This window comes from Pseudophaeobacter arcticus DSM 23566, from assembly GCF_000473205.1.
GTDB lineage: Bacteria > Pseudomonadota > Alphaproteobacteria > Rhodobacterales > Rhodobacteraceae > Pseudophaeobacter > Pseudophaeobacter arcticus.
Genome location: NZ_KI421507.1, coordinates 3,058,888 through 3,079,474, shown reverse-complemented (window position 1 = coordinate 3,079,474; position 20,587 = coordinate 3,058,888). Strand labels below are relative to the sequence as shown.

Sequence of the window (20,587 nt, the reverse complement as noted above, 5' to 3'; positions counted from 1 at the left end):
GCATCTATGTGCGTCGTATTTGGGTTCGAAACCGGTATCCTGAAGAGTGTTCAACATGGCGCCAACAGGTTGAATGGATTTACACACTGGACACCGGTATCTCACGACATGAGATGATAATCCGAGGCCCCGAGCATCTCTTACTGATATTTTGCTACGATGTGCCAAGATTGGTCATAAATCCATCAGCAATGATTGGCGGACCTCCCAGCTTGCGGATTTTGCAGGGAAGGAGGTCCGTTAAAGGTTTTTACAGATCCATCAGCAGGCGGCGGGGATCTTCCAGGGCTTCTTTGACGCGCACCAGGAAGGTCACTGCGCCTTTGCCGTCGACGATGCGGTGGTCGTAGCTCAGCGCCAGATACATCATCGGGCGGATCACCACTTCACCGTTGATCGCCATCGGGCGATCCTGGATCTTGTGCATGCCGAGGATGCCGGACTGTGGCGGGTTCAGGATTGGCGAGGACATCAGCGAGCCATAGACACCACCATTGGAGAGCGTAAAGGTGCCGCCCTGCATCTCTGCCATGGTCAGCTTGCCGTCGCGGGCGCGTTTGCCTTTTTCCGAGATGGCTTTTTCGATCTCGGCAAAGGACATCGCATCGGCGTCGCGGATCACCGGAACCACCAGGCCGGTTGGGGTGCCGGCGGCGACGCCCATGTGGACAAAGTTCTTGTAGACCACATCGGTGCCGTCGATCTCGGCGTTGACTTCGGGCACTTCTTTCAGGGCGTGACAGCAGGCCTTGGTGAAGAAGGACATAAAGCCGAGACGCACACCGTGCTTTTTCTCAAACTGGTCTTTGTACTGATTGCGCAGGGCCATGACTTCACCCATGTCCACCTCGTTATAGGTGGTGAGCATCGCGGCGGTGTTCTGGCTTTCCTTCAGGCGCTTGGCGATGGTCTGGCGCAGGCGGGTCATTTTTACCCGTTCCTCGCGGGAGGCATCATCCGCAGCGACAGGCGCGCGCGGGGTTGGTGCTGCGGCGGCGGCTGGCGCGGGGGCTGCTGCGGCGGCCGCCATGGCGCGGGCGACGTCGTCTTTCATGATACGGCCATCGCGACCGGTGCCTGCCACATTGGCGGCAGAGAGCCCGGCTTCGGCCATGGCTTTTTCCGCCGATGGCGCATTGGCGATGTCCTTGCCTGCGGCGGCAGGAGCCGCAACAGCAGCGGGCGCTGTGGCTGGCGCCGCCGCGACCGCTGCACCGGCACCTGCAATCACGCCCAGTTTGGCGCTGGCTTCGACTGTGGCGCCTTCGGCAGCGGTGATTTCTGCCAGCACACCTGCGGCGGGGGCGGGCACTTCGACGGAGACTTTATCCGTTTCCAGCTCGCAGAGCATTTCATCCTGCGCCACGGTATCGCCGACCTTTTTGAACCAGACAGAGACGGTGGCCTCGGTCACGGATTCGCCCAGGGTGGGGACCATGACGTTGGTGCTGGCTGTCGCGGCCTCTGGCGCTGCGGCTGCCGGGGCTGCAGCAGCGGCCGGAGCCGGAGCGGCCCCGGCGCCTGAGGCGGAGATATTGGCCAGCAGCGCGTCAACACCGACGGTCTCACCTTCACTGGCGACGATATCCGCCAGCACGCCAGCGGCAGGGGCGGGCACCTCGACGGTGACCTTGTCGGTTTCCAGCTCACAGAGCATTTCATCCTGCGCCACGGTGTCGCCGGGTTTCTTGAACCAGGTGGCCACGGTGGCTTCGGTAACGGATTCGCCCAGGGTGGGCACGCGAACTTCGGTTGTCATGTCTGTCTTCCTCAGATGCTCAGCGCGTCGTTCACGAGCGCAGCTTGTTGGGCTTTATGTTGGCTGGCGAGGCCGGTTGCAGGCGACGCCGAGGTGGCACGGCCGACGTAAGCGGGCCGGGTGTGCTTGGCCTTGATCCGGCTCAGCACCCATTCGATATTGGGCTCGATAAAGGTCCAGGCGCCCTGGTTCTTGGGCTCTTCCTGGCACCAGACCATTTCGGCGCCTTTGAACCGTTCCAGCTCCTTGACCAGCGAGATCGCCGGGAAGGGGTAGAACTGCTCGATGCGCATCAGATAGACGTCGTCAATGCCACGGGCATCGCGCTCTTCCAGCAGGTCATAGTAAACCTTGCCCGAGCACATGACCACGCGCTTGATCTTGTCATCCTTGACCAGCTTGGTCTCGGAATTGCCGTGCTGGGCATCATCCCACAGCACCCGGTGGAAGCTGGAACCGGTGGTGAATTCCTCGGCATTGCTGACGGCCAGTTTGTGACGCAGCAGCGATTTGGGCGTCATCAGCATCAGCGGCTTGCGGAATGAGCGATGCAGCTGGCGGCGCAGGATGTGGAAGTAGTTTGCCGGTGTGGTGCAATTGGCAACAATCCAGTTGTCCTGACCACACATCTGCAGGAATCGTTCCAGACGGGCCGATGAGTGCTCAGGCCCCTGGCCTTCAAAACCATGTGGCATCAGGCAGACCAGACCGGACATCCGCAGCCATTTGCTTTCGCCCGACGAGATGAACTGATCGAACATGATCTGGGCACCATTGGCAAAATCGCCGAACTGCGCTTCCCAGAGTGTCAGCGCGTTGGGTTCTGCCAGCGAATAGCCATATTCAAAACCCAAGACGGCATATTCCGACAGGGCAGAGTCAATCACGTCGTATTGTGACTGGCCTTCACGGATGTGGTTGAGCGGGTAGTAGCGCTCTTCGGTGTCCTGGTTGATGATCCCGGAATGGCGCTGCGAGAAGGTGCCACGGGTGGCATCCTGACCGGACAGCCGTACCGGGAAACCTTCGGTCAGCAGCGAGCCAAAGGCCAGGGCTTCGCTGGTGGCCCAGTCAAAGCCTTCACCGCTTTCAAACATCTTGCCACGGGTTTCGAGAACCCGGCCCACGGTGCGGTGGATCGGGAAGCCCTCTGGCACGCTGGCAAGAGATTTACCGATTTCCGCCATGGTTTCCGGGGCAATGGCGGTTTTTCCGCGCTGGTATTTGTTTTCCTTTTGACGATCCAGATGTGACCAGCGCCCATCCAGCCAGTCGGCCTTGTTGGGTTTGTAGTCTTTCCCGATCTCAAACTCTTCGTTCAGCTTGGCCTGAAAGGCCGCCTTCATGTCTTCGATTTCACCCTCGGGGATCAGACCATCCTTGACCAGGCGTTCCGTATAGAGGCTGAGCGTGGTTTTGTGGCCTTTGATCTTTTTGTACATCAGCGGGTTGGTGAACATGGGCTCGTCGCCCTCGTTGTGACCAAAGCGGCGGTAGCAGAAGATATCCAGCACCACGTCCTTGCCAAACTTCTGGCGGAACTCGGTGGCCACCTTGGCGGCATGCACCACGGCTTCCGGGTCATCGCCATTGACGTGGAAGATCGGCGCCTCAACCACCAGCGCGTTGTCGGTGGGATAGGGCGAGGAGCGCGAGAAATGCGGCGCGGTGGTGAAACCGATCTGGTTGTTCACCACGATATGCATGGTGCCGCCGGTCTTGTGACCCTTGAGGCCAGACAGCGCAAAGCACTCGGCCACAACGCCCTGACCGGCAAAGGCCGCATCACCGTGCAACAGGATCGACAGAACCTTGGTGCGCGCATCGTCGTTCTTTTGGTCCTGCTTGGCGCGGACCTTGCCCAGAACAACCGGGTTCACCGCCTCCAGGTGAGAGGGGTTGGCGGTCAGACTAAGGTGCACGATATTGCCGTCAAATTCGCGATCCGACGAGGCCCCGAGGTGGTATTTCACATCGCCGGATCCATCGACGTCTTCGGGTTTGAAGCTGCCACCCTGGAACTCGTTGAAGATGGCGCGATAGGGTTTCTGCATCACATTGGCCAGAACCGACAACCGGCCCCGGTGGGGCATGCCGATGACGATCTCTTCGACGCCAAGGTTGCCGCCGCGCTTGATGATCTGCTCCATCGCGGGGATCAGGCTTTCGCCACCATCCAGGCCGAACCGCTTGGTGCCCATGTATTTCACATGCAGGAATTTCTCGAACCCCTCGGCCTCAACCATCTTGTTGAGGATCGCCTTGCGGCCCTCGCGGGTGAAGGTGATTTCCTTGTCGTAGCCCTCGATACGCTCTTTCAGCCAGGCGGATTGTGCCGGATCAGAGATATGCATGTATTGCAGGGCAAAGGTGCCGCAGTAGGTGCGTTTGACGATGTCGACGATCTGCCGCATCGAGGCCACCTGAAGCCCCAGAACATTGTCGATAAAGATCGGGCGATCCATATCGGTTTCCATAAAGCCGTAGTTTTTTGGATCCAGCTCGGGGTGGGGGGCATCGCTGCGCATCGCCAGCGGGTCCAGATCGGCGGCCAGATGGCCCCGGATCCGGTAGGCGCGGATCAGCATCAGGGCGCGGATCGAATCCAGCACCGCGCGCTGGATCTGCTCGTCCGAGACCTCAACGCCTGCTTTGGCGGCTTTCTCGGCGATTTTCTTGCCAGCGGCCTTGGTTTCCACCGGGGCAGGCCATTCGCCTGTCAATGCGGCGGTCAGATCATCCGTGGGCATCGGCGGCCAGTCAGCACGGGCCCAGGAGGGTCCGGCGGCCTCTGCTTTGACGTCGAGATCGGCATCGCCCATCTGGCGGAAGAACTCACCCCAGGCGGCATCGACCGCATTGGGGTCAGTGGCATATTGCGCATAGAGCTGTTCAAGATATTCGGCATTGTGCCCCTGCATAAAGGAGGAGGCGTGGAACAGGTCGTTGGGAGAGTTATCGGTCATGGATGTGCTCACTGCAGAGGATCAGAGACTGAAAATCAAAAGGGACAAGCGATGTCATGCGAAAGGGCTTCGCGGACGGGTATATTGCAGATGTGTTTCGCAATACTTACGGCGCGCAAGGCGGGGCAAAGGCAATCAACGCAATCACTTGCGGTGCCTGTTGCGGCCTGGCTCGGGTATCGGAAATCCTGTGTCATGTGACCTGCCATATCCGGGTAGAGAGTATGGGGCGACCAAAGCCGCCCCAAAGGATCTTTAGCCTTTGATCGCTTTCAGCACTGCTTCGCCCAGGCCCGCTGGGCTTTCGGCGACAACGATGCCAGCAGAGCGCATGGCTTCGATCTTGTCCTCGGCACCACCTTTGCCACCGGCAACGATTGCGCCCGCGTGGCCCATGCGGCGGCCGGGAGGGGCTGTACGGCCAGCGATAAAGCCAGCGACGGGCTTCCAGCGGCCTTTTTTGCGCTGCTCGGCGAGGAACTCAGCGGCTTCTTCTTCAGCGGAGCCACCAATTTCACCAATCATGATGATCGACTGGGTCTCGTCATCATCCAGGAACAGGTCCAGCACGTCGATGTGCTCGGTGCCTTTGATCGGGTCGCCACCGATGCCAACAGCCGAAGACTGGCCAAGACCAATATCCGAAGTTTGTTTCACGGCTTCATAGGTCAGGGTGCCGGACCGGGACACAACCCCAACCGAGCCACGTTTGTGGATATGACCAGGCATGATGCCGATCTTGCAGGCGTCCGGGGTGATCACGCCGGGGCAGTTGGGACCAATGAGGCGCGAGCTGCTACCTTCCAGCGCGCGCTTCACCCGCATCATGTCCAGCACAGGAATGCCTTCGGTGATGCAGACGATCAGTTCCATCTCGGCGTCGATCGCCTCGAGGATTGAATCGGCCGCAAAGGGGGGCGGCACGTAGATGACGGAGGCATTGGCCTCGGTCACGTGCTTGGCTTCGTGCACGGAGTTGAAGACCGGCAGGTTCAGGTGGCTCTGGCCGCCTTTGCCTGGGGTGACGCCGCCAACCATTTTGGTGCCATAGGCGATGGCCTGTTCAGAGTGAAAGGTGCCCTGCGAGCCGGTGAAGCCCTGACAGATGACCTTGGTGTTTTCGTCGATGAGGACTGCCATGTATTCAGATCCTATTTGTGCAGTGGTGAACTGGTCGTAAAGGCAAATGACGGTCTCTCACCGGGTTTGGCACCGCCGTTATAGCGTTGCTTCAACCCCAAAAAGCCATCTGCCCCAAACGAAAACGCAGTTTCCACAATTGGGTTGTTTGCTTTGGAGACCAGGCAGGTCATTGCTGCCTCCACGTCCCCAAATCGCGATTCAATAGTCAGGTTCGAGTAGTTGAAGGCGGGGGCCTCAGTTACTGATGAACTCCAGTAATCAGGCATCCCAAATTCAATTTTCTCTACACCTTCAGCAACTTCTTCCAGATGCTCCGCAGCCTTTCTTTGACAGATGGTATCTGCAGCGGCGATGGATGAGACCGAAAACAGATAGTCATCCACGCGTTTGATCTCCAAGCCCAAGGTAGGAGATGCCGCTGCTACAAACATTGTCGATAAAAAAAGGTAGCGTGAGAAACACATCAGCCTTTAACCGCTTTCACGATCTTCTCGGCGCCGTCAGAGAGGTTGTCGGCTGCGATCACGTCAAGACCAGAGGTGTTGATGATCTCTTTGCCGGCTTCCACATTGGTGCCCTCAAGGCGCACAACCAGCGGAACCTTCAGGCCGACTTCCTTCACCGCGGCGACAACGCCCTCGGCAATCACATCGCAGCGCATGATGCCGCCGAAGATGTTGACCAGGATGCCTTTGACCTGTGGGTCAGAGGTGATGATCTTGAAGGCCTCGGTGACTTTCTCTTTGGTGGCGCCGCCACCAACATCGAGGAAGTTTGCAGGCTCAGCACCGTAGAGTTTGATGATGTCCATGGTGGCCATCGCCAGACCGGCACCGTTCACCATGCAGCCGATCTCACCGTCGAGTGCGATGTAGTTCAGGTCATACTTGGAGGCTTCCAGCTCTTTGGAGTCTTCCTCGGTGGTGTCGCGCAGTTCGGCCACATCGGGGTGACGATACATGGCGTTGCCGTCAAAGCTGACCTTGGCGTCGAGCACTTTCAGATCACCGGTGTCAGACACGATCAGCGGGTTGATTTCCAGCATCTCCATGTCTTTGTCGGTGAAGGCCTGGTACAGCTGACCCATCAGTTTGACGCACTGCTTGATCTGCTGACCCTCAAGGCCCAGCGAGAAGGCGATGCGACGGCCGTGGAAGGCCTGATAGCCAGTGGCCGGATCAACCGAGAAGGACAGGATTTTATCAGGTGTTGATGCCGCAACCTCTTCGATGTCCATGCCGCCCTCGGTGGAGCAGACAAACGAGATGCGCGAGGTCTGGCGATCCACCAGCAGAGCCAGGTACAATTCGGTCTGAATGCCCGAACCGGCTTCGATATAGATGCGGTTGACCTGTTTGCCCACTGGGCCGGTCTGATGGGTGACCAGGGTGCGCCCCAGCATCTTTTTGGCTTCTTCTGCCGCTTCCTCGACCGATTTGGTCAGGCGGACACCGCCCTTTTCACCGGCATCGGCTTCTTTGAAGGAGCCCTTGCCGCGACCGCCGGCATGGATCTGCGCCTTTACCACCCAAAGTGGGCCGTCAAGCTCACCTGCTGCGGTTTTGGCTTCGTCGGCCTTTAGCACAACGCGGCCGTCGGAAACTGGCGCTCCGTAGCTGCGAAGGAGGGCCTTGGCCTGATATTCGTGGATGTTCATGAGAAACTGTCCCGTCTGGCTTCAATAATCTCTGTCATAACGCCGTCATATGCCAAATGTTTAAAGGCTTTTTTGACGTCTCACAGAGAAATGGTGAAGATTTTCGGGTTTTGTGATCACAGGTTTCAGGGGTGTGATCACAAATTTACAAATGCCTAATTCATGTGATTCGTCGCAGGGCGTCTGGTCAAAAACTTGGACGTCAGGCCAAAACCGACATCCATGGCAAGGCACCGACCCCTGAGCGATCTGACCGTGCGGCTTTGCCACCCCGAATAAACGCCTGGTTGTGGGGCTTCAAAAGAAAATGCACGCCCCCGCGGGAACGTGCATTGTAGGTATTGGCTGCGACCAAAATCGCGGCAGAAATCAGGCCAGCGAGCTGTCGATACCTTTGCAGGCGTCAACCAGACCCTGGACAGCTGCAACCGAGGTGTCGAACATTTCTTGCTCGTCTTTGTTGAGCTTGATGTTGACCACACGCTCAACACCGCCGGCGCCGATCACTGTGGGCACGCCCACATACATGTCTTTCACGCCGAGGTCGCCATCACAGTAGGCGGCGCAGGGCAGGACGCGCTTTTGGTCTTTCAGGTAGGCTTCGGCCATTTCAATTGCCGAGGCAGCAGGCGCATAGAAGGCAGAGCCGGTTTTCAGCAGGCCAACGATTTCGGCGCCGCCGTCACGGGTACGCTGAACCATTGCGTCCAGTTTCTCCTGGGTGGTCCAGCCCATGTCGATCAGATCGGGCAGGGGGATGCCGCCAACGGTAGAGTAGCGCACCGAAGGCACCATGGTGTCGCCGTGGCCGCCCAGAACAAAGGCGGTGACGTCGCGCATGGAGACGTTGAATTCTTCGGCCAGGAAGTGGCGGAAGCGGGCAGAGTCCAGCACGCCAGCCATGCCGCAGACCTTGTTGGTCGGCAGGCCAGAGAATTTCTGCAGCGCCCAGACCATCGCGTCCAGCGGGTTGGTGATGCAGATGACAAATGCGTTTGGCGCGTGGGCTGCGATGCCTTCGCCAACGGATTTCATCACTTTCAGGTTGATGCCCAGCAGGTCATCACGGCTCATGCCGGGTTTGCGCGCCACACCAGCGGTGACGATGCAGACGTCGGCGCCAGCAATTGCCGAATAATCGCTGGAGCCAGCCATGGCTGCGTCGATTTTCTCAACAGGGCCGGATTGGGCGATGTCGAGCGCTTTGCCCTGGGGGAGGCCGTCAGCGATGTCAAACAGAACGACGTCGCCGAGTTCTTTGATTGCTGCGAGATGGGCGAGCGTGCCGCCGATGTTGCCTGCGCCAATAAGCGCGATCTTGGGTCTGGCCATGGGGATTTCTCTCCGGTCCGGTTGAAATTGGGGGGATGCCTACGCCCTCACGCGCGTCCGCGCAAGGGTTCTGCACTGCGGCATATCGCAGAGGAGGGGCGGATCGCAGCGGTGAGTGCGCGCAAATAGGCTTGCAAATAAGGGGGATGCGGTGATCCGTTATTGCGAAAGCTGTTGCTATGTTTTTCGCATTTGTGATCGGGAGGGTCGCATTTGCCGGGCTGGTGCGCGGCTTCAACCGGGCGCCAATGCTCTTTGCAGTCGAAGGTGCAGCTTCGATTCTAGCTGTGCAGTGGCGCAGAAGAGGGGGGTGGCCGCGCCAATTGTGGGGAATTGGCGGGCCGGATCAGGGCCTTGAACGGGGGCAAGTGCCCCTGTGATCAAGGTCGACCTGTTTGTCGAATGGGCCCAAGATTGGCCCAGGATTGGCCTGTGGCACAGGCCTCACCTGTGGTCACTCCGGCTGCCATGGGGGCGGGCGCGCCCTATGCGCGCCAGACTTTGCGATGATCAGCCAGTGATGATCAGCCAGTGCTAAGCCACCAGTGATAATCAGCCAGTGTGGGGGAGGCTTGGGGATCAGGCGTCGTTTTCAACCGTTGGAACGGCCTCGGCCAGGGCTTCAAACGACTGTCCCGAGGCCATGAGGCAGGTCATGCCGGTGGGCATGGTAACGGTGATGGTCCAGCTGCCGCTTTCGGCGGAGGCGAAGGTCTCCATCACCATGCCTTGCTGGCCAATGCCAATGGCCTGACGGCTTTCACCATATTTCGAGGCGAGGCGCTCGACGACGACCTCGCGGGGGGCGCAATTGCGGCCCTGGGCCAGTGCGGGGGAGGCAGCCATGAGGCTCGCGGTAAAGCCCAATACAGACAGGCCAAGTACAGTTTTAAACATCGTCTTCTCCTTGGGTTTTACCCTATGCGGAACGGTCGACCTGCGAGAGAGCGGTCGCTTGACCTCTCTTTTGAACCCGTCAGATCGGGGCCGGTTTCATGTGACGTAATGGTTATGCAGGCCTTTGGCCCGGTGGGTATTCGGGCCTTTGGCCCGGTCTTTCCAAATGGGCTTTTGCCCTCACAGGGGAGGACCACCTTGCGCCAGATCCCATAAAAATAGGGCTTTGGTGCGGTTGTGATCCCAAGGCTCAGAGGCCACTGCGATGATAAAATTGTGCCAAGGAGGGTTTGAAAAAGGGTTAATCCAGCGATCCAAAGTGGGGATAGAAAAACTGTGAGCAAAATATTGTTTTCCACAGGTGGGTTAGCGGCGATCATCTGTAGGTGTCGTGGGGTCGTTTCTGCAATGCGGCATCAATGCTCTTGAAAGTTTTTGCCCGAATCTATACCCGTTTGCGCAACAAAATAACCTGGAGGCTTCCTGATGGATCCGCGCACTCGCCCTTATCGTTCGGTACTCTATATCCCTGGCTCCAAGCCGCGTGCACTGGAAAAGGCCAAGACGCTGCCTGTTGATGCGGTGATCTTTGATCTTGAGGATGCGGTCTCGGTTGAGGAAAAGAACAATGCGCGCGATACGCTGGCAGCGGCCTTGGCAGAAGGCGGCTATGGGGCGCGGGTGAAAATTGTCCGGATTAATGGCTTTGACACCCCCTGGGGCAAAGAAGATGCCAAAGCGGCGGCGGCGATGGACTGCGATGCGGTGTTGCTGCCCAAGGTCTCGAGCCCGGCAGACCTGGACGCGCTGGCCGAGATCACCGGCGACATGCCGCTTTGGGCGATGATGGAGACGCCGCGGGGCATGTTGAATGCGGCCGAGATCGCGGCGCATCCCAAGCTGCAGGGCATGGTCATGGGCACCAATGATCTGGCCAAAGAGCTGCAAACCCGCTTTCGCGCCGACCGCCTGCCGATGATGGCGGGCCTGGGGCTGTGCCTGCTGGCCGCCAAGGCCGAGGGGCTGATCATCGTCGATGGCGTCTACAATGCGTTCAAAGATGACGAGGGGCTGCGGGCTGAAAGCAGCCAGGGCCGTGACATGGGCTTTGACGGCAAGACCCTGATCCACCCGGCGCAGGTCGATGTTGCCAACGCGGCCTTTGCCCCCAGCGAGGATGAAATTGATCTGGCCCGCCGCCAGATTGCCGCCTTTGAAGAGGTCGAGGCCTCGGGGCAGGGGGTGGCCGTTGTGGACGGCAAGATCGTTGAAAACCTGCATGTTGTGACCGCACGGGAAATTCTTGCAAAAGCGGATGCAATCGCCGCGATTTCCGCCTAGGTGTTAACCAAGTTAACATCTTTGGGAGACTGACATGACACTTCTGGTCCTAGGCATCCTGCTGTGGTGGGGCGCGCATCTGTTCAAGCGCGTTGCACCGGGTATCCGTGAACCAATGGGCAACAAGGGCAAGGGCCTCGTCGCCATCGCTCTGGTTGTCAGCATCGTGCTGATGGTTATCGGCTATCGCTCCGCCGAGAGCTTTGATCTGGGGATCTATCCACCGTTCCTGCAGCATATCAATAATCTGCTGGTGCTGCTGGCAATTTATTTCACCAGCCCCGGTCCCAGCAAGGGGGCAATCTTCTACAAGATGCGCCATCCAATGCTGACCGGCTTTGGGCTCTGGGCGATTGCCCACCTGCTGGTCAACTGGGACCCGGCTTCTTTTGTGCTTTTTGGCGGGCTTTGGGCCTGGTCGATTGTTGAGAAGATCGTCATCAACAAGACCGAACCCGACTGGACCCCGAACCCCAAGGGCAGCCTCAAGAAGGATGCGATGTTCATGCTGGCCTCGGTCGTGCTGCTGGCGGTGATTGGCTATGTGCACGGGATGGTTGGGCCTTCCCCGTTTCCTGGGGGCTGAGGCATGAAACTCTACCGTTTTTTGAGCGAAGACGACACATCCGCCTTTTGTCACAAGGTGACCGATGCGCTGAACAAAGGGTGGGAGCTGCATGGCAGTCCCACCCAGACCTTTGACCCTGTCAAAGGCATCATGCGCTGTGGTCAGTCTGTGGTGAAAGAGGTGGATGGCACCTACACACCCGAGACAAAACTGGGAGAACACTGATGGCCAAGACCAGCGCGGCAAAAACCAATTCAGGTCGATTTTTTGAGGACTACGCCTTGGGCGATGTGATCACCCATGCGGTGCCGCGCACCGTTTCGGGCGGCGAGCGTGCCCTGTACCACGCGCTTTATCCGGCGCGTCATGCGCTGTATTCCTCGGATGAATTTGCCCGCCGCTCTGGTCTGCCAAAATCGCCGCTGGATGATCTGGCGGCCTTTCATATCGTATTTGGCAAGACGGTTCCCGATGTCTCGCTGAATGCGGTGGCCAATCTGGGCTACGCCGAGGGGCGCTGGCTGGTGCCTGTCTATGAGGGCGACACCCTGCGGTCGACCAGCGAAGTGATTGGCGTCAAACAGAACTCCAACGGAAAATCCGGGGTGGTCTATGTGCGCACGCGTGGCCTGAACCAGCGTGACGAGACCGTGATGGAATATGTCCGCTGGGTGATGGTACGCAAAGGCAATCTGGAGGCTCCAGCCCCCGAAACCGTGCTGCCGGATCTGGCAAAGGTCATTGCCGCCGATCAACTGGTGGTGCCTGCAGGGCTGGATTTCAGCAGCTATGACTTTGATCTGGCTGGTGAGCCCCATCGCTGGGGTGACTATGCGGTCGGCGAGACCATCAACCACGTGGATGGTGTCACCATTGAGGAGGCCGAGCATATGTTGGCCACCCGTCTGTGGCAGAACACTGCCAAGGTGCATTTTGACAATACCGCCCGCCCCGATGGCACCCGGCTGATCTATGGCGGGCATGTGATTTCGATGGCGCGGGCTCTGTCGTTCAATGGTCTGGCCAATGCGCAGATGATCGTGGGCCTCAACGGTGGCGCCCATGCCAACCCCTGCCTGTCCGGCACCACCATCCGGGCCTGGTCCGAGGTGCTGGACAAGGCCGATACCGATGCCCCTGGCGTTGGCGCCATTCGCCTGCGTCTGGTCGCCACCAAGGGGGGGGATCCCTTTGCCCTGAAGGGCGAGGACGGCAAATACCTGCCCGACGTGCTGCTGGATCTGGACTACTGGGCCTTGATGCCCAAATAGCGGCGGATTTCGAGGCAGTGCATTCCACAGGCCGTGCAGGTTTACCGCACGGCCTGTTTTGCTGTTGTGGCATCACAGCTCTGTGTCCGGACAGGCAAGAGGGGGGCAAGAGGGGGTGACGCAACTGGGTCTTGCCGCTTAGAGTTCCCCCATGAGGATCAAGGCCCGACTCTTTGCTGCTGTCTTCCTTGCCCTGCCACTGCCTGGCTGGGCCTGTGATCTGGCGCTGGTTTTGGCGGTGGATGTCTCTGGCTCGGTTGATGCAACCGAATACCGGATTCAGATGGATGGGCTGGCGGCTGGCCTGCGCGACGGGGTGGTTTCCGAGGCCTTGGTGAATGCCCAGGCGCAGGTGACCCTGATCCAGTGGTCGGGGCGGGCGCGCCAGGAGATCTCCATCCCCTGGACCCCAACCCGCACATTTGACGAGGTAGAGGCGCTGGCACAGGCGGTTGAGACCGCTCCACGCCCCTGGCGTAATTTTTCCACCGCCCTGGGGGAGGCGCTGTTACTGGGGTTGAACCAGATCACCGAAGGACCGGTCTGCAAACGTCGGGTGATTGATCTCTCTGGCGACGGGCCTTCAAACGAGGGGGTGGAACCTGCCACGCTAAAGCGGTTGATGCGGCAGGCTGATGTTACGGTCAATGCCATCGCGATTGAGCAAAGCGAGCCAGAGCTTACCGCCTATTTCTACGAGCATGTGATCGAAGGGGAGGGCGCCTTTGTCGAGACCGCCCGAAGTTTTCGCGACTATCCAGAAAAAATTCGTCGCAAATTGGTGCGGGAGGTGGCGCGCAAAACCGCTTCCATTCAGCCCCTCCCTGACCCAATGGGCCGCCCCGCCATTCTGCCGCACATTGAGGCCTCAGAGGGGGGATTGGGGGAAATTGTGCTGGGGAGGGCTGATTCTGCAAAACAATTTTAGTAAGACATTTTTGTGATCACTAGGCCGTTTCCTGTGATCACATATTGGCTTTTTTTGCAAAACAGGTCAAATAACCGCAGAAATTTACCTGCTGTTTGCGTGACAGGACGTAAAAATCCGCTAAAACGGCTTCAGCTAACTGGAAAGGAGCCAACATGGCCGATGTAAATCGGGGCAACCGCCCGCTTTCGCCACATTTGTCGATCTATCGCCCGCAGATGACCTCTATGTCCTCGATCCTCACCCGGATCACGGGCAATGCGCTGATCATCTCGGTGGTGCTGATTGTCTGGTGGCTCCTCGCGGCGGCGACCTCGCCCGCCTATTTTGCCACTGCCAACGGAGTGATGACCTCCTGGTTTGGCAATATTGTGCTGGTGCTGTCGACGCTGGGCATCTGGTATCACTTCCTTGCCGGGCTGCGGCACCTGTATTTTGATGCGGGCCATGGGCTGGATATTAAAACAGCCGAGAAACTGGGCTGGGGCATGATGATCGGTTCGGTCGTCCTCACCGTTCTCACCGTGATCGTGGTTTAAGGAGCACAACATGCGTTATTTGACCGCTCGTAAACGCGCCGTTGGCAAGGGCGCCGCAGGCACCGGCACGCAACATCACTGGTACATGCAGGTAAGCGCCGTGGCGCTGGCCTTTTTGGTTCCGGCTTTCATCTATATCGTCGGTTCTGCCATTGGCGGCACGCAGGAAGAGGTTCTGGCCACTTTTGCACGCCCCTTCCCGGCAATCCTGACGGGCCTCACGCTGTATGCCGGGGTGATGCATTTCAACAAGGGCGCGCAAATGATGATCGAAGATTATGCGCGTGGCTCGATGCGTAAAGCGCTGATCATGTTTGTGATCGGCCTCAGCTACGCCACAATCGCCACTGGGGTTTATGCCCTGGCCAAGATCGCGCTGTAAGGGACAAAAGAAATGGCTGCATACGAATACGAGACGCATGACTATGACGTCGTGGTCGTGGGTGCCGGCGGTGCCGGTCTGCGCGCAACACTTGGCATGGCCGAACAGGGCCTGCGCACTGCCTGTGTGACCAAGGTTTTCCCAACCCGGTCCCACACGGTTGCGGCGCAGGGCGGCATTGCTGCCTCGCTGTCGAATATGGGGCCAGACAATTGGCAGTGGCATATGTTTGACACCGTCAAGGGCTCTGACTGGCTGGGCGACACCGATGCGATGGAATATCTCGCCCGCGAAGCCCCCAAGGCGGTGTATGAGCTGGAACACTACGGTGTGCCCTTCTCCCGCACCGAAGAGGGCAAGATCTACCAGCGTCCCTTTGGTGGCCACACCACCGAGTTTGGCGACGGCCCCCCGGTGCAGCGGACCTGTGCCGCAGCGGACCGGACCGGTCACGCCATCCTGCACACGCTTTATGGGCAGTCGCTGAAGAACAACGCTGAATTCTACATCGAATATTTTGCCATCGACCTGATCATGTCGGATGAGGGCGAATGCCAGGGTGTTGTCTGCTGGAAGCTCGACGACGGCACCATGCATGTCTTCAACGCCAAGATGGTTGTTCTGGCCACTGGCGGCTATGGCCGTGCCTTCTTCTCGGCCACCTCGGCCCATACCTGCACCGGTGACGGTGGCGGCATGGTGGCGCGGGCTGGTCTGGCGTTGCAGGATATGGAATTTGTCCAGTTCCACCCCACCGGCATCTACGGCTCTGGCTGTCTGATCACCGAGGGCGCGCGCGGCGAGGGCGGCTATCTGACCAATTCTGAGGGCGAACGGTTCATGGAGCGCTACGCGCCCCAGTACAAAGACCTGGCGCCACGCGATTACGTGTCACGTTCGATGACCATGGAAATTCGCGAAGGCCGCGGCGTCGGTGAACATGGTGATCACATTCACCTGAACCTCAGCCACCTGCCGCCCGAAGCCCTGGCAGAGCGTCTGCCAGGTATTTCCGAGAGCGCCAAGATCTTTGCCGGTGTTGACGTCACCAAAGAGCCGATCCCGGTTCTGCCAACGGTGCACTACAACATGGGCGGCATCCCGACCAACTACTGGGGCGAAGTGCTGAACCCAACCGCCGACAACCCAACCAGCGTTGTTCCCGGCCTGATGGCCGTGGGCGAAGCAGGCTGTGCCTCGGTGCATGGCGCCAACCGGCTGGGCTCCAACTCGCTGATCGACCTTGTGGTCTTTGGCCGCGCTGCAGCCATCCGTGCGGGCAAGATCGTTGATGCGGAAACGCCCAATCCAACCCTGAATCAGGCCTCGGTCGATAAGGCCTTTGATCGCTTTGATGGGCTGCGCAACGCCAATGGCGGCATCGCCACCGCAGATCTGCGTCTGGAAATGCAGCGCACCATGCAGTCCGATGCGGCAGTGTTCCGTACAGATAAGTCGCTGAAAGAGGGCGTCGAGAGGATGACCGTGATCGCGGGCAAGATGGATGACCTCAAAGTCACCGACCGCTCGCTGGTCTGGAACTCGGATCTGATGGAAACGCTGGAACTGGCAAACCTGATGCCCAACGCCCTGGCGACGATCCATGGTGCCGAAGCCCGCCGCGAAAGCCGTGGTGCCCACGCGCATGAAGATTACAGCACGCGGGATGATGAAAACTGGCGGGTGCATACCGTCAGCCGGGTTGACGGTGACAAGGTCGATCTGACCTACCGTCCGGTGATCCTGGATCGGCTTACTACCGAAGACGAAGGTGGTATCAGCCTGGCGAAGATCGCGCCAAAAGCGCGGACTTTCTAAGATGGCCGGGTCCTGGGATATCAAATTGGCGCTGCTGGGTCTTGCGGCCCTGCTGCTGTCGGCCTGTGCTGACCACCCGGTATCTCAGGTGCCCTTGCCATGGGACTATCCCCTGATGCCTGGGGATGCGGCGCTGTGGGAGACCCTGACGGTTGAACAGCAACAGCGCGCGCTGGCTTTCCTGTCGGATGGATCGACCATTCGCTCCTCGCTGGTCGAGGCCTATTAGAGTGGTTGCTGCGCTGGATATGTCCATGCCCGCTGAATGGCAGGCCCTTGGGTTGACGCCGGGGTTAAGCCTGCGGGTCTTTGGCATGCGGCGGTCCGGCAATCATGCCATTTTGTCCTGGCTGCAGCGCAATGCGCCAAGTGGCCGGTCGGTGTTTCTGAACAATTGCAAACCGGGCACCGATCCCCTGCACAATGCGCGCGGGATCGAGGTCAACGGGGCGCATGCCTCGCATAGCCAGGCAAAGCGCAATCTGCCTGCGGTGACGCAAGAGGCGGGAGATGGCGCGCTGTTTCTGGTTTCATACGAGGACACCAGCCCGGCTGAATTTGGCCTTTCACGTCAGCCCTCTGGTGCCTTTGATGAGGCTTTGTTCTCGCATAATGTACTGATCTATCGTGGCTTTTTGAACTGGTCCGCGTCTTTGCTGAAAAAGATGCAGGCCAATGACGGCTACACTCTGGTGCGTCGCAACGGCATCGTGTTGCGCACCATCGACAGCTATATTCGGCTGTTGGGACTGGTCCGGCAGGCACAGGATCTGGGGCTGGTTGCCATCTGCTATGACCGCTGGATGCGCAGTGCAGACTACCGGGCGCAGATCCTGCAGGACCTGGGCCTGGGGCAGCATGACAACAGCTTGGGCGAGGTGCAGCACTACGGTGGCGGCTCGTCGTTTCAAAAACAAGCCAGTTCGGCGGCTGAGTTGCAGACTGATCGGCGCTGGCAGCAGATGTGCAGCGATGCGGAATATCAGGCCATGCTGCATATGGCCGCCCGCGATGCGGCCCTGCTAGAGGAACTGGAGGCGCTGTTCCCCGAGGATGCCGCCTATCTCAAAAACGTTGCCCAGCACCAGCCTTTGCCGCAGGGGGAGGGCCTATGATTGCCGGCCTTTGCGTCTCGCGCCAAATATCTGCTGCGGCTGCGGCACTACTTAAGTTTCGGAGGGGCCTCTGGGCTCAGCCGGTCCATCTGATCTCCTGTCAGCCTGGGGCCCTGGCCCTTGGTGTGGCAGGCAGCTAAGCAAGGAGAACGATCTATGGTCGAATTCGCACTTCCGAAAAATTCCAAGATCACCACGGGGAAGACGTGGCCCAAGCCCGACGGCGCGACCAATGTGCGCAAGTTCAAGATCTATCGCTGGAACCCGGACGACGGCAAGAACCCGCAAGTGGATACCTATTTCCTGGATATGGACAAATGTGGTCCGATGATCCTGGATGCGCTGATCAAGATCAAAAACGAGATTGATCCAACCCTGACCTTCCGCCGCTCCTGCCGCGAAGGCATCTGTGGTTCCTGTGCGATGAACGTCGACGGTATCAACACGCTGGCCTGTATCTACGGGCTGGATGAGGTCAAGGGCGATGTAAAAATCTACCCGCTGCCGCATATGCCAGTGGTCAAGGACCTGATCCCGGATCTGACGCATTTTTATGCCCAGCATGCGTCGATCATGCCCTGGCTGGAAACCAAAACCAATGCCCCCGCCAAGGAATGGCGTCAGTCGATCGAGGACCGTAAAAAGCTCGACGGGCTGTATGAATGTGTGATGTGCGCCAGCTGCTCGACCTCTTGCCCCAGCTACTGGTGGAATGGCGACAAATACCTCGGGCCAGCAGCCCTGCTGCATGCCTATCGCTGGATCATCGACAGCCGTGATGAGGCCACGCCCGAGCGTCTGGACCAGCTGGAAGACCCCTTCAAGCTGTATCGCTGCCACACCATCATGAACTGCACCAAGACCTGCCCCAAGGGTCTGAACCCGGCCGAGGCAATCGCCCATATCAAACATATGATGGTTGATCGCGCCGTCTGACCTATCTGTCTGATCTCTCTGGCGCCATAGTCTGGCGCTGGACTGTATGAATGCGACCCCCCGGGCAGGAAACTGTCCGGGGGTTTTCTTCGGAACGGGGGCAACGCCCCTGGAGTGGTTTGCAGTAAATGCATGGCGAGACTGCATTTATGTTCGGTGTGTCCCGGCCCCGGAGCACCTATGTTCTGGTCAAGGGAGAGGTTTCAAACCGATCAGGACACAGATTATGACTACTGTAGAATTTCTGCCAAATACGACCGCCGCTGCCAAAGCTGAGGCCGCTCTGCAGGATCTGGAACAGGCCTGGGCCTATTACACTCCAGAGGCGCTGTACCCGAGCCAGGACAATGCTCCAACCGAAGGTTTTGTACCCTATTACGACGCGGCCTGAAACCAGGCGGCCTGATACTGGGCCACCTGACATTGGCTGCAGCTCACAAAAACCTCTGACCTCCCTCGGTTCGGAGGTTTTTGTTTGAGCTGATGCAGCAGAGGCGCTACAGCCCTGACATGCCTATTCTCTTACTCCTGCTGCTTACCGGCGTCTTTGGCTATTTTATCTACCGCCGCAAGACGACAACCCTGACCCGCGAATGCCGCTGGCGCCAAGAGCGCAGCCTGCAGCGGTGGCGGTGCAGCAATTGTGGCGCGGTGCAGCCAGGCACGGCAGAGCCGCGGGATTGCCTGCGAGGGCAATAACCCCCTCCCACAGACAAGACTGCCACAGACAAGACTGCGCTGCTGGCGAGGCTCCAGGCCTCCAGGCCGCTGCGCGCTCCGGCAGGGGACTCTGACAGAGGCGTGAGCGGGGGCGGCAGGATCAGGCTTGCGCTGGCTTTGCGAAACAGGCCTAGTCGGCGCAAACAATGGAAGGTTCATATATGGCTCACTCATCCCATCAGGTGCCCGCAGATGCCGAGGCGCGCCGCGCTGTCAAACCGGTGATTTGCTATCCCACCGAGACGCTTACCGCACCGGATCTTACGCTGTACCGATTTGCCCGTCAGGGCGCAGTAAAGACGGGTGAGGTTTTGGTGAATGCCCGCGACGCGGCCTGTTTTGAAGTGCCTGCTGGGCATTTCTTTCGCATCACCTCGGTCGAGGGGCCGCAGGTTGGCGATCTGAACCTGTGGAACCGGGATGATCTGAGTGAGCGGTTCTATTCCGGCAAGACCCGTGCCCTGCATGGAACCCATATCACCAGCGGGGAGCGGATGTGGAGCAGTTTTCCGGCAATGCGCCCGATGGCCACGATTGTGGAGGACAGCCTGGACTGGTACGGGATCGACGAGTTTGGCGGCTCGGTGCATGATGTTATTGGCACCCGTTGCGATCCCTATACCGGCAACCTGCTGGCGGGCAGCCAGTACCACCATTGCTGCCATTCCAACCTGACCCGCGCCCTTGCCGATCACATGGGTGTCAGCCCGGCGCAGGCCGAACCGCATGTGCATGACGTGTTGAACGTCTTTATGTGTACTGGTTTTACCCGCGACACCGGGCAGTATTTTATGAAACAAAGCCCGGTACGCCCGGGTGACTTTCTGGAGTTTTTTGCCGAGATCCCGCTTTTGGGGGCTTTGAGCGCCTGTCCGGGTGGGGATTGTTCTGCGGAACATTCCAGCGATGCCGCTGCCTGCTATCCGCTGTTGGTGGAGGTCTTTGCCCCAGAGGCGGGCGCGCTAGGCGATTGGCAGAGCCCGGATTTGAATGGCTACAATCAAAGCCACGGGCGGTAACTTCCGGTCGAGATGTTTTTCGCAAGAGGGGGGGCTCCCGCGCAGGGCTTGCCGCATCAAAGATGCGGCAGCCCCCCTTGGGCCCGGCAGCCCCCCTTGGGCCCGGCAGCGCGCCGCCAAGGCGACGCGCTGCGGCATCGAAACACAGATGGGGCAGCGTTGTTCATCAGGCGGAGGTGCCAAGAAAAAGGCGCCC

General features: G+C 59.2%; 21 protein-coding genes. 14 read left to right on the top strand and 7 right to left on the bottom strand.

Translation table 11 applies throughout. The annotated features are described in order from the left end of the window. Positions 1 to 250: 250 nt before the first annotated feature. The 7 genes from odhB to ARCT_RS0119075 all read right to left on the bottom strand — a co-directional run bounded on the left by odhB (position 251) and on the right by ARCT_RS0119075 (position 9,754). Positions 251 to 1,759 (bottom strand): 2-oxoglutarate dehydrogenase complex dihydrolipoyllysine-residue succinyltransferase, encoded by a 1,509-nt coding sequence (gene odhB, locus ARCT_RS0119110; RefSeq protein ID WP_027241514.1) that lies wholly within the window; start codon positions 1,757 to 1,759, stop codon positions 251 to 253. 11 nt (positions 1,760 to 1,770) lie between these two features. Then, complete coding sequence (locus ARCT_RS0119105) at positions 1,771 to 4,725, bottom strand: 2-oxoglutarate dehydrogenase E1 component (RefSeq protein ID WP_027241513.1); 2,955 nt, start codon at positions 4,723 to 4,725, stop codon at positions 1,771 to 1,773. Between the two features lie 255 nt (positions 4,726 to 4,980). Next, the gene (gene sucD, locus ARCT_RS0119100) at positions 4,981 to 5,865 is read right to left on the bottom strand and encodes a succinate--CoA ligase subunit alpha (RefSeq protein ID WP_027241512.1); all 885 of its coding nucleotides are present in this window, start codon (positions 5,863 to 5,865) and stop codon (positions 4,981 to 4,983) included. 11 nt (positions 5,866 to 5,876) lie between these two features. Next, positions 5,877 to 6,251, bottom strand: coding sequence for a hypothetical protein (locus ARCT_RS0119095; protein ID WP_027241511.1), 375 nt, complete (start codon positions 6,249 to 6,251; stop codon positions 5,877 to 5,879). 80 nt (positions 6,252 to 6,331) lie between these two features. Then, complete coding sequence (gene sucC / locus ARCT_RS0119090; RefSeq protein WP_027241510.1) at positions 6,332 to 7,525, bottom strand: ADP-forming succinate--CoA ligase subunit beta; 1,194 nt, start codon at positions 7,523 to 7,525, stop codon at positions 6,332 to 6,334. 369 nt (positions 7,526 to 7,894) lie between these two features. Beyond that, positions 7,895 to 8,857 (bottom strand): malate dehydrogenase, encoded by a 963-nt coding sequence (gene mdh, locus ARCT_RS0119085; RefSeq protein WP_027241509.1) that lies wholly within the window; start codon positions 8,855 to 8,857, stop codon positions 7,895 to 7,897. Between the two features lie 579 nt (positions 8,858 to 9,436). After that, positions 9,437 to 9,754, bottom strand: coding sequence for a hypothetical protein (locus ARCT_RS0119075; RefSeq protein ID WP_027241507.1), 318 nt, complete (start codon positions 9,752 to 9,754; stop codon positions 9,437 to 9,439). Between the two features lie 486 nt (positions 9,755 to 10,240). On the opposite strand from ARCT_RS0119075, the gene ARCT_RS0119065 reads away from it, so the two are divergent. From ARCT_RS0119065 to ARCT_RS0119000, 14 genes are all read left to right on the top strand, one after another. Further along, on the top strand, positions 10,241 to 11,095 hold the full coding sequence (locus ARCT_RS0119065) for an HpcH/HpaI aldolase/citrate lyase family protein (protein WP_027241506.1): 855 nt from the start codon (positions 10,241 to 10,243) through the stop codon (positions 11,093 to 11,095). Between the two features lie 34 nt (positions 11,096 to 11,129). Next, a complete protein-coding gene (locus ARCT_RS0119060; RefSeq protein ID WP_027241505.1) occupies positions 11,130 to 11,681 on the top strand; it encodes an NnrU family protein in 552 nt (183 codons plus the stop codon). Positions 11,682 to 11,684: 3 nt separating this feature from the next. Further along, complete coding sequence (locus ARCT_RS0119055) at positions 11,685 to 11,888, top strand: DUF1737 domain-containing protein (protein ID WP_027241504.1); 204 nt, start codon at positions 11,685 to 11,687, stop codon at positions 11,886 to 11,888. Next, a complete protein-coding gene (locus tag ARCT_RS0119050; protein ID WP_027241503.1) occupies positions 11,888 to 12,934 on the top strand; it encodes a MaoC family dehydratase in 1,047 nt (348 codons plus the stop codon). The genes ARCT_RS0119055 and ARCT_RS0119050 overlap by 1 nt, the downstream gene beginning before the upstream one ends. A 151-nt stretch (positions 12,935 to 13,085) precedes the next feature. Then, positions 13,086 to 13,862 (top strand): DUF1194 domain-containing protein, encoded by a 777-nt coding sequence (locus ARCT_RS0119045; RefSeq protein WP_027241502.1) that lies wholly within the window; start codon positions 13,086 to 13,088, stop codon positions 13,860 to 13,862. Between the two features lie 155 nt (positions 13,863 to 14,017). Beyond that, positions 14,018 to 14,401 carry a succinate dehydrogenase, cytochrome b556 subunit gene (sdhC, locus tag ARCT_RS0119040; protein ID WP_027241501.1) on the top strand — a complete coding sequence of 128 codons (384 nt, stop codon included), beginning with the start codon at positions 14,018 to 14,020 and terminating at the stop codon, positions 14,399 to 14,401. 10 nt (positions 14,402 to 14,411) lie between these two features. Next, positions 14,412 to 14,783 carry a succinate dehydrogenase, hydrophobic membrane anchor protein gene (sdhD, locus tag ARCT_RS0119035; protein WP_027241500.1) on the top strand — a complete coding sequence of 124 codons (372 nt, stop codon included), beginning with the start codon at positions 14,412 to 14,414 and terminating at the stop codon, positions 14,781 to 14,783. A gap of 12 nt (positions 14,784 to 14,795) precedes the next feature. Then, on the top strand, positions 14,796 to 16,601 hold the full coding sequence (gene sdhA, locus ARCT_RS0119030; RefSeq protein ID WP_027241499.1) for a succinate dehydrogenase flavoprotein subunit: 1,806 nt from the start codon (positions 14,796 to 14,798) through the stop codon (positions 16,599 to 16,601). A 1-nt stretch (position 16,602) separates the two neighbouring features. Then, positions 16,603 to 16,830, top strand: coding sequence for a hypothetical protein (locus ARCT_RS0119025; RefSeq protein ID WP_027241498.1), 228 nt, complete (start codon positions 16,603 to 16,605; stop codon positions 16,828 to 16,830). A 25-nt stretch (positions 16,831 to 16,855) separates the two neighbouring features. Further along, a complete protein-coding gene (locus tag ARCT_RS26530; protein WP_240476344.1) occupies positions 16,856 to 17,716 on the top strand; it encodes a hypothetical protein in 861 nt (286 codons plus the stop codon). A gap of 156 nt (positions 17,717 to 17,872) precedes the next feature. After that, positions 17,873 to 18,652, top strand: coding sequence for a succinate dehydrogenase iron-sulfur subunit (locus ARCT_RS0119015; RefSeq protein WP_027241497.1), 780 nt, complete (start codon positions 17,873 to 17,875; stop codon positions 18,650 to 18,652). 226 nt (positions 18,653 to 18,878) lie between these two features. Then, positions 18,879 to 19,043: a hypothetical protein gene (locus tag ARCT_RS28430; protein WP_169731220.1), complete on the top strand. Its 165-nt coding sequence runs from the start codon at positions 18,879 to 18,881 to the stop codon at positions 19,041 to 19,043. Between the two features lie 119 nt (positions 19,044 to 19,162). After that, on the top strand, positions 19,163 to 19,351 hold the full coding sequence (locus ARCT_RS28290) for a hypothetical protein (RefSeq protein ID WP_027241496.1): 189 nt from the start codon (positions 19,163 to 19,165) through the stop codon (positions 19,349 to 19,351). A gap of 182 nt (positions 19,352 to 19,533) precedes the next feature. Further along, positions 19,534 to 20,391 (top strand): urea carboxylase-associated family protein, encoded by an 858-nt coding sequence (locus ARCT_RS0119000; protein WP_027241495.1) that lies wholly within the window; start codon positions 19,534 to 19,536, stop codon positions 20,389 to 20,391. Positions 20,392 to 20,587: the final 196 nt, after the last annotated feature.